The sequence below is a fragment of the Roseibium sp. MB-4 genome, assembly GCF_053005265.1.
In genome coordinates this window covers 1373893-1388372 of record NZ_JBRKQB010000001.1, presented here as the reverse complement: position 1 = coordinate 1388372, position 14480 = coordinate 1373893, and the positions used below count along the sequence as shown (strand labels likewise).

At 56.8% G+C, this 14480-nt stretch carries 13 protein-coding genes; 11 read left to right on the top strand and 2 right to left on the bottom strand.

The features are described from left to right. Positions 1 to 344: 344 nt before the first annotated feature. Positions 345 to 1226: a PP2C family protein-serine/threonine phosphatase gene (locus ACVDG4_RS06415; protein WP_209173350.1), complete on the top strand. Its 882-nt coding sequence runs from the start codon at positions 345 to 347 to the stop codon at positions 1224 to 1226. Here the strand turns inward: ACVDG4_RS06415 and ACVDG4_RS06410 are convergent. Continuing rightward, positions 1217 to 1660: an ATP-binding protein gene (locus ACVDG4_RS06410; protein WP_447234418.1), complete on the bottom strand. Its 444-nt coding sequence runs from the start codon at positions 1658 to 1660 to the stop codon at positions 1217 to 1219. The two genes, ACVDG4_RS06415 and ACVDG4_RS06410, sit on opposite strands and share 10 nt — an antisense overlap. 43 nt (positions 1661 to 1703) lie before the next feature. Next, entirely contained in the window at positions 1704 to 2060 is a 357-nt protein-coding gene (locus tag ACVDG4_RS06405) for an STAS domain-containing protein (RefSeq protein WP_166672760.1), read from the bottom strand. Between the two features lie 219 nt (positions 2061 to 2279). Between ACVDG4_RS06405 and ACVDG4_RS06400 the strand changes: the two genes are divergently transcribed. The 10 genes from ACVDG4_RS06400 (at position 2280) to icmH (ending at position 14473) form a co-directional block, all read left to right on the top strand. Further along, positions 2280 to 4016, top strand: a complete 1737-nt coding sequence (locus tag ACVDG4_RS06400; RefSeq protein WP_447234417.1) for a TssA family type VI secretion system protein — start codon at positions 2280 to 2282, stop codon at positions 4014 to 4016. A gap of 187 nt (positions 4017 to 4203) precedes the next feature. Further along, positions 4204 to 4722, top strand: coding sequence for a type VI secretion system contractile sheath small subunit (gene tssB, locus ACVDG4_RS06395; protein ID WP_209173353.1), 519 nt, complete (start codon positions 4204 to 4206; stop codon positions 4720 to 4722). An 80-nt stretch (positions 4723 to 4802) separates the two neighbouring features. Beyond that, positions 4803 to 6290, top strand: coding sequence for a type VI secretion system contractile sheath large subunit (gene tssC, locus ACVDG4_RS06390; RefSeq protein ID WP_133950735.1), 1488 nt, complete (start codon positions 4803 to 4805; stop codon positions 6288 to 6290). 81 nt (positions 6291 to 6371) lie between these two features. Beyond that, positions 6372 to 6785: a type VI secretion system baseplate subunit TssE gene (tssE, locus tag ACVDG4_RS06385; RefSeq protein ID WP_166672759.1), complete on the top strand. Its 414-nt coding sequence runs from the start codon at positions 6372 to 6374 to the stop codon at positions 6783 to 6785. A 22-nt stretch (positions 6786 to 6807) separates the two neighbouring features. Further along, entirely contained in the window at positions 6808 to 8556 is a 1749-nt protein-coding gene (gene tssF, locus ACVDG4_RS06380) for a type VI secretion system baseplate subunit TssF (protein ID WP_133950731.1), read from the top strand. Next, the gene (gene tssG, locus ACVDG4_RS06375; RefSeq protein ID WP_306146662.1) at positions 8553 to 9662 is read left to right on the top strand and encodes a type VI secretion system baseplate subunit TssG; all 1110 of its coding nucleotides are present in this window, start codon (positions 8553 to 8555) and stop codon (positions 9660 to 9662) included. Before tssF ends, tssG begins: the two co-directional genes overlap by 4 nt. After that, complete coding sequence (gene tagH, locus ACVDG4_RS06370; RefSeq protein WP_447234416.1) at positions 9659 to 11584, top strand: type VI secretion system-associated FHA domain protein TagH; 1926 nt, start codon at positions 9659 to 9661, stop codon at positions 11582 to 11584. Before tssG ends, tagH begins: the two co-directional genes overlap by 4 nt. After that, on the top strand, positions 11581 to 12072 hold the full coding sequence (gene tssJ / locus ACVDG4_RS06365) for a type VI secretion system lipoprotein TssJ (protein ID WP_133950724.1): 492 nt from the start codon (positions 11581 to 11583) through the stop codon (positions 12070 to 12072). The genes tagH and tssJ overlap by 4 nt, the downstream gene beginning before the upstream one ends. A gap of 131 nt (positions 12073 to 12203) precedes the next feature. Further along, the gene (gene tssK / locus ACVDG4_RS06360) at positions 12204 to 13538 is read left to right on the top strand and encodes a type VI secretion system baseplate subunit TssK (protein WP_133950722.1); all 1335 of its coding nucleotides are present in this window, start codon (positions 12204 to 12206) and stop codon (positions 13536 to 13538) included. 11 nt (positions 13539 to 13549) lie between these two features. Further along, positions 13550 to 14473: a type IVB secretion system protein IcmH/DotU gene (gene icmH / locus ACVDG4_RS06355; RefSeq protein ID WP_447234415.1), complete on the top strand. Its 924-nt coding sequence runs from the start codon at positions 13550 to 13552 to the stop codon at positions 14471 to 14473. Positions 14474 to 14480 lie beyond the last annotated feature (7 nt).

Here is a 14480-nt window from a genome sequence, read left to right as displayed (position 1 = left end):
TATGACGTCGAAATCGTTAAGCTAGATCCAACCAGAATGGTAAATATTAGCCCCATACCTAGTTCAACTGTTTGAACTTTGAGTGTCAACCAGTATGAATTATCACGGCTTTTGGCAGTTATTCTGATAGGTGACAAGATACGGGGCTGATCTATCCGCAAGCATCTGGGGAATGTTGATTTTTCGCTGCTTGTGGGCAGTGTATTTCCAAAACCAACAAACGCCGTTAAATGACTAGCGGAACGGCTGCGGGAAGCGCGGCAGGAAACTCTGACTGTTGTTAGAAACGAAAAATGGCGGATTCGTTTTCATCTGATTCTCAAACCGGTGGGTACAGCGCATCTATGAAAGATGAATTGGAAGCCCTGCGCGCCGAGCTGGCAGAGTTGAAAGCCGAGCAAGCGGATCTGCAGCTGCTTTATGAAGCGACCATCGAACACGGCGAGGCCGTGGAAGATCAGCTTGCCGAGAACAATCAGCTGCTTCTGGAAACCCAGCGCCGGCTTGAGGCCGAGTTGGCCGACGCGGGACGGTATGTGTTGTCGATCCTGCCGGAGCCGAGGTCGGAAGGCCCGAAAGCGGACTGGCTTTTGGTTCCGTCAACGGAACTTGGTGGCGATTCCTTCGGCTATCATGACCTCGATAGCGATCATTTTGCCATCTACCTGATCGATGTCTGCGGACACGGTGTTGGTGCAGCTCTGCTCTCTGTTTCGATTATCAACGTGTTGCGCTCTTGCGCGCTGCCGGAAACAGATTTCCGGATCCCCTCCGATGTGCTTTTCAAGTTGAACAACGCCTTCCCAATGGAACGGCAGAACAACATGTTCTTCACCATCTGGTACGGCGTTTTTCAAAGGTCGACCGGTAAACTGTCTTATGCGTCCGGGGGGCATCCGGCAGCCGTTCTGTTGCCAGTGGCCAAGGACGCGGGGGCGTTTTCGCTCATTGGGACGAGCGAAGGCATGGTGATCGGCGCCATTGAAGATATGACGTTCGACCAGTCCGACGTATCGGTAAGATCAGGAGATCGCTTGTTGGTCTTGAGTGACGGCACCTATGAGGTGGATGACCTTGAAGGCGATGTCTTAAGCCTTGAGGGGCTGGCCAACGAGGCGCTTGCCGCAGACGGCTCCATACCTACACATATCCTGGAGTGGGTTCAGAAAAAGTCTGGTCAATCCGAGTTGCCGGATGACTATTCAATGATCGAGTTTCAGTTCTGATCGGTTCCGTTGGAGCTCAACCGCAAAACCACCCGCGTCGAATTGGTGCCGTCGTTCCGGGAATGCGACACCTCTTCAGACACCTGATGGACCAGAAAGAGACCCAATCCGCCAACTGACATGTCGTCGGCAGACGTCTCGGTCATATCGAGGACAGGGGCGGTCCCGGTATCGAAAGCGGTCGCGTGATCTTCCAGGGTCAAGATGAGCCGGTCACCGTCTTTGGTGAGTTCGGTTTTAATGGTGTCAGCCACGGCCTCTGGATAGCCGTAGGACACTGTGTTGGAGAACAGCTCTTCTACGATCAAAGACAGATGACGGCGGGTATGGTCATCAAGACCGTGGCGTGCAGCAAGGTCGTCCAGAAAGGTGTAGATCCTGGACAGTTCGTCTAATTCGTTTGCAACTTCCAAAGTCCCGAGAACCGATGTCATCCACCCGGTCTCCTTCTAGGGCGCTGAGAGCGCATAAAGTCAGCTAGCCCCGGATCTCTGCCAGAGCATCATCGCGCGCTTCAACCACGCTGAGGATCTTGAGGAAGCCGGAGATCTTCAGGACTTCATGGACCGATGGATTGACGCCGAAGAGGATCAGTTTGCGTCCTGCCGGGGCGATCTGTTTGGTGATGATCAACAAGGACCGCAGACCAAAACTGGTGACATAATCCACGCCGCTCATGTCGATCAGCAGGCTGGAATCGCTCTCTTGGGCGGCTGACTTAAGATGCGCTTCAAAGTCCTTTGCCGACAGGGTCTCCAGTTTGCCTTTGGGGCAAATAATCCGAATCCCGTCCACCGTTTCGTCGTCGATCGTGAGATGCGCCGCATCCGCCATTTGGACCATACCTTCCACAGGATTGATTAGGGGGCTGAAACTCGTCAGTGCGTGGATTTCCCTTGAAGCATGAAAATCTTATGAAATGAAGAACGCAACAGGTGTTTCCTGTCAATGACGTGGCGGTATATGGTCCGAGCCTGGACCGGTGATCTGGCTGTGACGAAGTGGGATGCCGGAAGACCATGATGCTGCGGGCCGTGACAAGGGAATACTCCAATGGCTGAAGAGATTGTAATTCCTGAGTTGTCCGATCCGCGAGCAGAGGTCGGTAAGGTCGCACTGGCGAATGCGGACGGGCAGGAAGAGTTCCGCGACAGTCCCGAATTTGAGGAGCTTGAAGCCGAATTCCGGAAGATGGAGATCGATGGGCCATCCGCCGTCAATTGGAAGATGCTCAACGAGAAGACCGTCGATGTCTTGAAGGAAAATTCGAAGGATCTCGTTCTGGCGACACGGCTCGCCTACGGTCTTTTTCTGGAGGAAGATTTCAAGGGACTCGCGGTAGGCGTCAAGATCCTCGAAGACATGTCCAAGGACCATTGGGAAGACATGATGCCGCCGGTGCGCCGCGAACGCGGCCGGGCAGGGGCATTCGACTGGTTCGCAGAAAAACTCGGGTCCCTTGTCGAGGGAAAGACGCCAGAGGGCGATCAGGGATTGGCTGCGCTTCAGGCGCATGACTACCTGCTTGAACTTGATACCGCTCTTGAACAGAAATTCACCAAATCACAAGCGGCTCTTGGGCCATTAATCCGCGCGCTCCGCCCGATTGCAAAGAGCGTGCGGTCGGTGCTTGAGGAAGAGGCGCGGAAGAAAGCCGAGGCAGAAGCTGCGGCCAAAGCCGCAGAGGAGGCCAAAGAAGCGGGAGGGGAGGCTGCTGCCAACCCGGCGAGTGAAGCGGCGTCAGACAGTGCTGCGGCAACTGCTGCACCTGCAGCGGAGCCTGCTGCCTCGGCTGCTGAACCGGCGCCGGCTGCGGCGCCTACGCCACAAACAGCTTCGCCAGCCCCGAGCGCTGCACCAATTGCAGTGCCGGAGGTTGCCGTGGATGGCGATGGGGATGCGGCTTTCACATCACTCTTCAATGCAGCCGGCAAGGTGGCGTCCAGTAGCCGGCAACACGCGCCGCAGGATCCGAGAGGGTATCTTTGTGCCCGCTTCGCCGTCTGGGGCCGTGTCATGGTCTTACCGCCCTCCAACAGTGGAAAGACCAGTTTGCCACCACCTCAGAAAAACCGGATTGCGGAATTGCAAGCGCTCAAGGGAGCTGGAAATCATCTTGGTTTGATCCAGTCAGCCGAAGGCGCCTTCATGTCATCGCCGTTCTGGATCGATGCGCACTTCATGATCTGTGAAGCGATGAGTGCGCTCGGCAGTGAATATGATCATGCGCGTCTGTTGATTGAGGGGGAACTGGCCGGGTTCTTGAAACGCTTGCCGGATGTGTTGTCCCTGTCCTTCAGCGACGGAACGCCGTTCGCGAGCGGTGAGGCGAAAGCATGGATCAATCAAAGTGTTACCGTTGGCGGCGATGCAGGAGGTGACGCGGACCAGCTCGCAGGGGCCGCATCAACAGCCGCTAGCCTGGCTCAGGCCGGTAAGGTTGTTGAGGGATTGGCGGTCTTGAAAGACTATTGCGCCGGCTGCCGGGCGGAGCGGGACTGGTTCCGTGGACAGCTGAAGCTGAGTGAATTGTGCCTGCAGTTCGATGTTCTTCAGCCCTTGGTGGCTCAATTGTCGCGGCTTCGAAAGACGGCAGAAGACGCGAATCTGGCGGCCTGGGAGCCAGACTTGGTCGTCGAATTGGCCCGGCTCTCATGGCGTAGTCTCAACCACAAAAACATCCGTCAGGTCATTTCTGACAATGATTTGGTGCCTTTAAAGGCCTCAGTCATGGAAACTTTGTCGATACTGGATCTCGGCGCGGCTGCCGAGTTGACGGGCAAGCGATGACCGCGCAAAGTGGTTTTGTTGTGTGCCTTTTGAAAAAAGTCATGTCTTTGAGGGGTCTTTTTTAAGACTCTTCTAGACAGATTTGACATGAAACAGTTCTAGAGTGCCCCCCGATAGGGGAACACCAGTTTTATAACATGATTTCCGTAAGTGACATCGGAAGCTCGACTGACGTTAAGGAGAAGGCATGTCCAAAGAATCCTCCGTCGCTCCCAAGGAGCGGGTGAATATCAAGTACAAGCCCGCGACGGGAGACGCTAAGGAAGAAGTTGAACTTCCGCTGAAGCTCGTCATGCTTGGGGATTACACCATGCGTCCCGACGACACGCCCGTCGAAGACCGGTCCCTGATCAACATCAACAAGGACAACTTCAACGAGGTGATGAAAAGCCACGAGTTGAAGCTGGACATGTCGACAGACAACAAGCTGGTCGAGCAGCAGGAAGGCGAAGAGCAGGAAAAGCTCTCCGTTTCTCTGAAGATCGAAAGCCTGGCCGATTTCTCTCCTGAATCCGTTGTGCGTCAGACACCGGAACTCAACAAACTTCTGGAATTGCGCGAGGCGCTTGTCGCCTTGAAGGGGCCGCTGGGCAACGTTCCGGCGTTCCGCAAGGCAATCCAGAATGTTCTCGGCGATGAAGCCGCCCGCGAAAAACTTCTGGCTGAACTCACCAAGACGACCGGCAATTCCGGCGACGGCGAATAAGTGCCGTTCAAATCGGCGGCGCAACCGGCGCCCGCTGATTTCATCTTACCCGGACCACAGCAAGATCAGAGACCGTGAACATGGCTGACACCGAAAACCAGCAACAGGGCGCCGGCGCGCAAACCGAGGAACTCGACGCCTCGTTGCTTGACCAGATTTTGCAGGAAACCAAACTCGCTCCGAGCGACGATGGTTATGACGTCGCCAAAAAGGGCGTTGCTGCATTCATTTCCGAACTTCTGAAGCCGACCGACGGTCAAAGCCAGGTTTCTGGCGCTGCCGTCGACATGATGATCACCGAGATCGACAAGAAACTGTCGGATCAGGTCGATCAGATCATCCACAATGAAGACTTCAAGACGCTGGAATCCGCTTGGCGCAGCCTGAAGTTCGTCGTGGACCGGACCGATTTCCGCCAGAACATCAAAATCGAGATGATGAGCGTCTCCAAGGACGAGCTTCTGGAAGATTTTGAAGACAGCCCGGAAGTCGTGAAGTCCGGCCTCTACAAGCACATTTACACCGCTGAATACGGCCAGTTCGGTGGTCAGCCGGTTGGCGCTGTCGTGACAAACTACGACTTCGGCCCCGGCTCACAGGACATCAAACTGGCTCAGTACTGCGCCAGCGTTGGGTCCATGTCGCATGCCCCGTTCATCGCCGCAGCTTCGCCGGCCATGTTCGGTGTGGATACCTTTGAGGAGATTCCGAACCTCAAGGACATGGAATCCATTTTTGAAGGACCGAAATACGCGAAATGGAACTCTTTCCGCGAGTCGGAAGATTCCCGCTATTTCGCGCTGGCCATGCCGCGATTCATGCTACGCACCCCGTATGGCCCCGAGACCACACCGGTCAAGGCTTTCAACTACGAGGAAGAGTCTGGTTCCAAGAGCGAAAACTACCTCTGGGGCAATGCAGCGTTTGCCATGGCGACCAAGCTGACCGACAGCTTTGCCAAGTTCCGCTGGTGCCCGAACATCATCGGCCCTCAGTCCGGGGGGGCGGTCGAGGATCTGCCGGTCCACACTTTTGAGGCCATGGGGCAGCTGCAGAGCAAGATTCCGACAGAAGTTCTGGTTTCCGACCGTAAGGAATATGAACTTGCTGAGCAGGGCTTTATCTCCCTGACCATGCGCAAAGGGTCCGACAACGCTGCGTTCTTCTCGGCAAACTCGGTTCAGAAGCCGAAGTTCTTCGGCAACAATCCGGAAGCCAAGGATGCGGAGCTGAACTACAAGCTCGGCACACAGCTGCCTTATATGATGATCATCAACCGCCTGGCGCATTACATCAAAGTGCTGCAGCGGGAGAACATCGGCAGCTGGAAAGACCGCAACGAACTGCAGTCCGAGCTGAACAACTGGATCCGTCAGTACGTATCTGACCAGGACAACCCGTCCGCAGACGTGCGTTCACGCCGTCCGCTGCGCAAGGCGTCGATCACCGTATCGGATGTTGAGGGCGAACCGGGTTGGTACAGCGTGTCGATGGCGGTACAGCCGCACTTCAAGTACATGGGGGCAGACTTCACACTGTCCTTGAAAGGCAAGCTCGACAAGGCTTAAGTCGGTCAGTGTCTTGACGAATGACCTTTCACAGGGCGCCAAACGTTTGGTGCCCTGTGTTGTTTCAAGAGGACTTCTGCTGTGGCGGTTTCCCTTTTTCAGCGTCTTGAAGGCGATGTATTGAAAGACGAGTTCAAGTCGCTGGATCAGCATGAGGCGGCGCTGATGGACAGTATACTCGCCGACTTGCGTATCCTGTTGAACTCAATGGCAGGCTGCTGTGAAACGCGCCCTGACTATGGGCTGGCGGACTTCAACGCCGTCAACCAGAGCCACAAGGACACGGCTGCAGAGCTCTGCCGGGATATTGAACAGCAAATCATCAAATTCGAACCCCGATTGAGCAATCCGGTGGTCCGGACCATTGAGGATCCGAACCGTCCGCTGGAGTTTGTGTTCAACGTTGAAGCAGACTTGAAATATGGTACGCGGCAGGTTCGCGTGCGTTTTGATTCTGTGCTGGACAGCTCGGGCAAGGTGCGCCTCACTGCTTAAGCCGTAAAAGGATACGTGCTGGATGTCGGTCAATTCCTACTACAGGGATGAACTCAGCTATCTCAAGGAACTCGGAGCCGAGTTTGCCAAGGCAAACCCGCGCCTGTCCAAGTACCTTGCCGATGACCCGACAGACCCCGATGTCGAACGGCTCATGGAGGGCTTTGCGTTTCTCGTCGGACGGCTGCGTCAGCGGCTGGATGCTGAAATGCCGGAAGTCGCGCATTCGCTGCTCAAGCTTATCTGGCCGCATTACCTGCGGCCTGTCCCGCCGATGACGACTTTGAAATTCCGGCACGCACCGGATGTTTCTGAATTGGCCATTCGCGTTCCGAAGGGGACGTCGGTCAAGACCGCCTCCATGAACGGCGAAGCGGTGCCGTTCCGCACAACCCTGGACCTCAACGTTCTGCCGCTGGAAATCAGCGATACCAACTTGGACAACCGCAAGGACAGCGCGTCGCTCGAATTGTCCTTTACGAAAACGGCTGGTGCCGGTTTGGCTGCATTGGCGGCTGCACCGCTGACCCTTTATCTCGGCGGGCAAGGCGAGACCAACACGGCGCAACAGCTTTACCTCTATCTGATGAAGCGGTTGCGGTCGGTGCAACTGTTGCCAAAGGGGCAGGACCCGATCACAGCGGACGTGGTATTGGAGCCGGTCGGGTTTGAGCGCGACGAAGCGAGCCTGCCGTATCCGGAAGGCTCCTTTGACGGGTTCCGGATCATGCAGGAGTACTTCTCCTGCCCTGAAAAATTCATGTATGTCCGCATCCGTGGCCTTGAGAAATACGCTCGTGTCACCGCGGACAGCTTCAAGCTGGTCTTTCATTTCAATCAGGGCTTTTCCAACCTCAGCCGGGTGATGCCGCACCAGATCCAGTTGAACACCACGCCCGCGGTCAATCTGTTTGAGGCCGAAGGCCAGGCCCTTCTGGTGTCGCATGATCGCAGTGAGTATCCGGTGCGGCCGCTTGGCGGGCGCGAACTGCGCAGCGTCCACGACGTGTTGTCCGTGACCGGTTGGGTGCAAGGCAGCAGCAAGAGAATTGATTATCAGGCGTTTGAGTCCTTCTCGCATGATACGTCCGGAGCGGATCCGGACAAGCTCTACTACCGAGCGACCATCAAACCGTCGGTTCTCGGCAGTGGAATCGACCACTACATCTCGTTTGTGACCCGGTTGAACAAAGCCGGTGAACCGCTGACCGAAACGATCTCCCTCAATCTGCTCTGCTCCAATGGGGAACACGCCAGCAAGTTCGGTATTGGGTCTGTCAACCAGCCGACATCTGAGACACCGGCCAAATTGGTGTTCACAAACATCACTCGGATTTTGGGCGAGGTTCCACCGCCGCTTGATGACCGGATCCTGTGGACGTTGATTGCCAACCTCTCTCGCAACTATGCATCACTGATCGACGTCGAAGCGTTGCGCACGGTGATTGGCGCCTATGATTTCCGGGCGAATGTGGACCGGCAGGCCGCGCTTCAGCGGGACCTCTTGCTTCAAAGCTTCAAGAGTTTCGAACGGCGCAGCGTCGATATCTTCCGCAATGGCCGGCCCGTCCGTGCCTATGAACTTGTGCTTCGGCTTGCCGAGAGTGAAATGGGCGGAGAGGCGGAAATGTACCTCTTCGGCTGTGTCTTGGACCGCTTTTTGAAATCCTATGCCAGCATCAACAGCCTGCATCGCCTCTCGATCATCGGGACCGACAGCAACACGCTCTTGAGTTGGGATCCGAAGGAAGGGAGCGCGGCGCAGCTATGACGGAAGTTGTCGAGGCAACGGAAAAACACAAAGCTCTTGCCGGGCACCTTGCGCACAGCCAATTCTTTCAGCTCGTCTACCTCATCGGCTTGATGCATGCGGACGTCAACAAAATGGGTCCGGGCCACGCTCCGAAAGATGAACCGATCCAGTTCCGCGCCACCCGCTCATTGAGTTTCGGAGCCAGTGATGTCTCCGAGATCTCCTATGACGAGGCGCGCGACAAATTTGATATCCGGGTGAATTTCCTCGGCCTTTATGGCCCGGCATCGCCTTTGCCGCCGAACGTCACGGAACGGATTATTGAGAGTGATGAAAACCCGTCTTCTCTTGAAGATCTTTTGGATCTGTTCAATCACCGTCTGACGATCCTCTTGTATCAGATTTGGCGCCGCTCACGGCACTACATCCGGTTTGAAGACCATGGCCTTGATGCGACGTCCAAGTGTTTCCTGGCTTTGTGCGGGTTTCCGATCGAGGACCGGGCGGAAATCGGATCCGTCGCAAGATCCGCGCTGTTGCCGCATGTAGGATTGATGTCGCTGTACTCGAACTCCGCCGAGGCCGTTGCATCGGTCTTGTCGAGCTTCTTCAAGGTGCCGTGCGAAATCATTGAGTATGTGAACCGTCACGTTGTGATGGGTGAAGACAGCCAGATCTCGCTCGGTGTTCGAAACACCCTTCTTGGCGGGGACATGGTGCTGGGCGAAGAGGTTGAAGACGATCTCGGCAAGTTCACCGTCCGGATGGGCCCTGCGCCTTATGAAAAACTCAAACCGTTCATGCCCGGAGGAGAGCGGCACCCAGAAATTGCCGAACTCTTGGCTATGGTCATGCGGGACCCACTCGATTGGGATCTGCAGTTCGTCTTCAAGGAGGACACGGTGACAGCCGGACAAGTCGGCGATATTCGGCTGGGTGTTTCATTGTGGCTGGATGCCGAGGAAGACAGCCAACTGGAGAATCCTGTTCAGTTGACGGGCCTGCCTTTGGGAAGCGGACCGGACTATACCGGTGAGCTGGAACATGCTACGCCGGATACCAGCGGTCATGTGCCCGGGACGGGGCCTGCCGAAACACAATCCAACGGTCTGATGGTGTCATGAGCAGTGAGTTGATCCTGACCTGTGCGGCTTTGGGCAGTCAGTTCCGGTACGGTCCTTCCGGTGGAACATTTGGGCGCTCAAAGAAGTGTGACTGGGTTCTTCCTGATCCCAATCGGATCTTGTCATCCATACATGCGCGCGTTGTGTTTCAAGGCGGCGCATTCTTGCTGATTGACGAGAGCACAAACGGAACTTTTCTTGCTGGACAGGAACAGCCAATTGGCCGCGGCCGGTCTATTCCGCTGGGGCCGGGGACTGTCCTGACAGCTGGTCCTTATGAAATAACGGCAGAACTCGTCGCGGCGCAGCAGCCCATGCAGTCCGCACCCGTTGCCGTTGCACAGCCACCGGTTCAGCCAGCTGCTGCAGTGGAGCCGCAACCCGATTTTACTCCGGATGCGCAATTTCTGGCACCGGGACAGACCTATGGTGCACCTCCAAAAGGCAAGCAGTCTCTGGATCCGCTGGATTATCTTGGGGGCGGTGATCCAGCGCCTCAGCCGGTGAGTGCGGCCCCGCAGACATCCACGCAGCAAATCCCGCAGGACTTTATGCAGGCCGGCGCGCAAGCACCAACTGCAGTACCCCCGGCAGCGCAGGTTCTGCCGCAGACCACGGCCGCACCCGTCGCCCAACCAGTCGCCGCCAGCGTTCCGCCTCAACCGGTCGTATCGCCGCCGGCCGAGCCGGCTCAACAACAGCCAAGTGTTACGCCCGCGCCAGCTGCCACGCCGCCAGCGTCCGGCGGCATTCCGGACGACTTCTGGTCGTCTCTTCCAGGCGGCACGCTTCCAGGTTCACCCGTTGCCCAAAGCGCTGTTCCAGTGCCGCCTCAACCGGCAACTCCGCAAGCGGCGGCGCAATCAACCATCCCGGACGATTTTTCTTTTGGCGCTCAACAAGCGTCTTCAGCTCCATCTCCGGCCTCAACACAGGTGTCCGCCCAGCCGGCTTCCTCGTCGGCGTCCCTTCCGCCAATGCCGCAGAGTGCTGGATTGAACGCACCCGTTTCTTCAATGATGCCGCCGATGCCCGGACCAGGTACGGCTGGCGGTCTATCTCATCTGGACGCGCTCAAAGCCCGAAGGGAACAACGGGTTGCAGCGCTTGATGCCAAGGCCAAAGGTGCGGATAAGGACGAAGCCCGGCTGGCCGGGGCGCCTCAACCGGTGCCCGCAGCCGCCCAACAACCACAAATGCCCGCGCAGGCGATGCCGCCGCAACCCATGCCCGTGTCTCCGGCTTCGCAAGAGCCGCAAGCCACTGAATCGGTTCAGGAGGTCTCGAACATCCCGATGCCGGCCGGGCCGCGCAGCGACGAGGATCTGCAGATCCTGTTGCGGGCCATGGGGTTTCTGGAAGCCGAGGTTCCCGAAGCGATCCGGGATCAAATCTTGCAGGATGTCGGTGCCATGGTCCGCGAGATGGCATCCGGCCTTGTGTCGATGATGGCCGCGCGCAAGGTCGTGAAGTCGGAATTCCGGATTGACGAAACCCGGATCGAACCAAAAGAAAACAACCCGTTCAAGTATTTCAAGGTCGGCGAGCTGGCTTTGGACGAAATGCTGTTGACGAGGACCGAAGGCTATCTGTCGCCAGCGCAGGCAACCCGTCACGCTTTTCAGGATCTGCAAAGCCATTCGATGGTGATCATGTCGGCCATGCAACGGGCGATGCGATTGATGTTTGAAAAATTATCCCCAGAAGCTTTGGCACAGGCCGGTGACGGCGATGGCGCATTGCGCCTAAGAAGTCTTGGGGGGCGTCGCGACAAGTGGGATACGGCGCGCAGCACATATGATCACATGCGCAAGGACTATGAGGCAGTCGTGCGGCAGATGATCATGGAAGCCTTCACGCAAGTGCAGGAAGAGCAGGCGCGGCGCATGTCCGACGATTATTGGAATAAGAGGAAGAAATGAGCCTGACCCGACGATCAGCGTGCATCGGACTTCTGGCTGCGCCCATTGCCATTTCTGCCGGGTGTTCGCGTGTCGCCAAGCCGACACCAATCAAGATCGAGCTGCAGGCCGATGCCAACGTTAACCCCAACGAAAATGGCGACCCGGCACCGGTTGTGGTCCGGGTTTACGAGTTGAAAGAGCTGACGGCCTTTCAAAATGGCAGCTTTTTTGACTTTGCGGACAACGACAAGAAATTGCTGGGCGGTGACCTGGTCGGAAGTGCCGAATACGAGCTGACACCCGGGCAGACCGTCGACTACAACCGCAGCATCTCCAGTGAAGCCCGCTACATCGGGGTAGTCGCTGCATTCCGGGATATTGAATCCGCCCAGTGGCAGGACTCTATCGAACTCGAACAGGAAAAGAAAAACGAGTTTGTCATCTATCTGACCACTCTTGCTGTTCGAATACAAAAGCTTCGAAACCGTCGGTTGGGCGTCTTTTAGGACCGATCCCGCAAGGGTTTCCTAACGAATTGAGTTTGCACAGCGGAATCAATTAGAAGATACTCCGCTACGTCGGTATTTTGCCGTTAGGTTCGAATCATGAAACTTGGTGAGAAGCGCAGGGGAGTGCATTGAACGCAAGCGGCAAACCGCTCTGGCTTGAGGGAATGTTTCTCCGGCCCCAGCACCTCCAGCAATATGACCGCTGGATCGAAACCAATCTTGAGCACCGGGTGAAAGACCAGGCGCCCTACAGCTGGGGTGTGCGGAAACTTGAATTTGATCCGGACGCGTTGCGGATTGGCCAGATTCAGATCGCGGACGCGGATATCGTTTTTCCGGACGGATCTGTTTTCAATACCTCGCTCTTGCACAAGGTTGCAGGCGCACGCGAAATCACATCGGAACATCAGGGCAAGAAGATCTATCTGGCTGTGCCGCTGAAGTCTGTCGGCGGACTGGAAGTCGGCGACGAAGCGCAAGGCAAACAGCGCTATACGCGGCATATGTCCGAGGCGCGCAACACGGCGGAAGCTGACCGGCCACCCGCCAATATCGCGGTTGGAACACTAACAGCCCGGTTGATCCTCGAAGGTGAAAGCCTTGATGAGACCGCCAATTTGCCAATCGCCGAGATTGAAGGTGTGGACGCGCAAGGTGCGGTGCAGCTTTCCGGCACCTTCATCCCCCCGGTGAATTTCGTTGCTGCAAGCAAGCCGTTGCTGGCGCATCTTGAAGAAGTGCGGAGCCTTCTGCGCAAGCGCGGCGAGATGATGGCCAGCAACGCAGCAGGGCAGGGCAGCAGCACACGCAACGGCCTCATGGACCTCATGATGCTCGGTGTCGTGAACCGCTACGAGGTTCTGATCGGCCATTTGATCATGTCCGGCCGGCACATGCCCGAGACGGTTTACCGGGACCTGATTTCGCTGATCGGCGAGATCTCCGCCTATGGGACCGACACCCGCAGGCCGCCTGAAATTCCGACCTACGACCATCGCGATCTGCGAATGACGTATCAGGGCTTGGTCGCCGTTCTGCGCAGCCTGCTCAGTTTTGTTGTCGAGCAAAACGCGATCAGCATCCCGCTCACGAAACGGGAATACGGGATCTGGCTGGGTGAAACCTCAGACCGGATGGTGTTCCAGGCGCGCTCGTTTGTGCTGATCGCCTATGCGAATGTGGATCTGGAAACCCTGCGCAAGCAGATGCCGATCCAGATCAAGATCGGCCCGGTCGAAAAGATTCGCGAGTTGGTCAATCTGCAGCTGCCCGGGATTGCGATCTCGCCACTCTCCGTGGCCCCCCGCCAAATCCCGTACATCCAGAACGCAGTCTACTTTTCATTGGATACCGACAATGAACTTTGGCCGCAAATGCAGACCACAGCCGCATTCGCGTTACACTTGAGCGGCGACTACCCGGGGTTGGGGCTAGAGCTCTGGGCAATCCACAAAGGCAAGTGACTTAGCAGCTGATGACGAATGACGACCTGGACCAACCGACCGTAGCGCAGCGCTTGTCGCCGCGGGCACGTACGTCCATGGCGCAGGGCTCGGCTGGGGCGGGCGATCCGGGCGATGAACCGACTGTTGCGTTCGTCAGTCAGCCTTCCGTTGCCCAACCCGCACAGCAAGCACAGCCTGACCCTGCTGCTCCGGTCTCGCAAAACGGCTCTTCTGTTGAATCCGCAACATCCATCGTCCGCCTGTTTGACCGAATCCCGGAACGGGTCCTGGTCCGCGCTGCTACGCCGTTGCTTTTGCTGATCGCGCACTTGCGCAGTGCGATTGACCGCGCCGATGTCGTCTCGCTCCGCCGCGAAGTGGTGGCTGAAATCGACAAGTTTGAGCAAACGGCTCAAAAGGAAGGCGTGGAAGCCGGTGATATCATTGCTGCGCGTTATGTTCTGTGCGCGACCGTTGACGAGACGGTCTTGATGACACCTTGGGGTAGCCGCAGCGAGTGGAGCTCCAACAGTTTGCTGAACCAGTTTCACAATGAAACCTGGGGCGGTGAAAAGTTCTTTGGCATTTTGGACCGGATCAAGGGCGATGCGCCGCGCAAGATGCCTTTGCTTGTCTTGCTGCATGCCTGCCTGATGCTCGGGTTTGAGGGCCGTTACCGGGTTCTGGAAGGCGGCCGGGATCAGCTGGAAGATCTGCGCAACGAACTGTCACGGCTGATCAAGCGCAACACGCGCATCAAGCCAGACCAGCCGCTGTCAAAAGTGTCCGAAGGCCATAAGGGCGGCCGGAAAGTGAGCGTTCTGCCGCCTATTTGGATCATCGGTATCATTGCCGTGTCGATCCTGTTTATTACCTGGGCCTACAGCGATTTCATGCTGGAAGGTGAAATCGTCCCCCCGTTGAGCGCCATTGAAGCGCTCGAAGTGAAATAGGGGCGGC

Bases quoted from the DNA above. Each gene is read 5' to 3' on its own strand.
- ACVDG4_RS06415 (WP_209173350.1), top strand. From the start codon at position 345: ATGAAAGATGAATTGGAAGCCCTGCGCGCCGAGCTGGCAGAGTTGAAA.
- ACVDG4_RS06410 (WP_447234418.1), bottom strand. From the start codon at position 1,660: ATGACATCGGTTCTCGGGACTTTGGAAGTTGCAAACGAATTAGACGAA.
- ACVDG4_RS06405 (WP_166672760.1), bottom strand. From the start codon at position 2,060: ATGGCGGATGCGGCGCATCTCACGATCGACGACGAAACGGTGGACGGG.
- ACVDG4_RS06400 (WP_447234417.1), top strand. From the start codon at position 2,280: ATGGCTGAAGAGATTGTAATTCCTGAGTTGTCCGATCCGCGAGCAGAG.
- tssB (WP_209173353.1), top strand. From the start codon at position 4,204: ATGTCCAAAGAATCCTCCGTCGCTCCCAAGGAGCGGGTGAATATCAAG.
- tssC (WP_133950735.1), top strand. From the start codon at position 4,803: ATGGCTGACACCGAAAACCAGCAACAGGGCGCCGGCGCGCAAACCGAG.
- tssF (WP_133950731.1), top strand. From the start codon at position 6,808: ATGTCGGTCAATTCCTACTACAGGGATGAACTCAGCTATCTCAAGGAA.
- tssG (WP_306146662.1), top strand. From the start codon at position 8,553: ATGACGGAAGTTGTCGAGGCAACGGAAAAACACAAAGCTCTTGCCGGG.
- tagH (WP_447234416.1), top strand. From the start codon at position 9,659: ATGAGCAGTGAGTTGATCCTGACCTGTGCGGCTTTGGGCAGTCAGTTC.
- tssJ (WP_133950724.1), top strand. From the start codon at position 11,581: ATGAGCCTGACCCGACGATCAGCGTGCATCGGACTTCTGGCTGCGCCC.
- icmH (WP_447234415.1), top strand. From the start codon at position 13,550: ATGACGAATGACGACCTGGACCAACCGACCGTAGCGCAGCGCTTGTCG.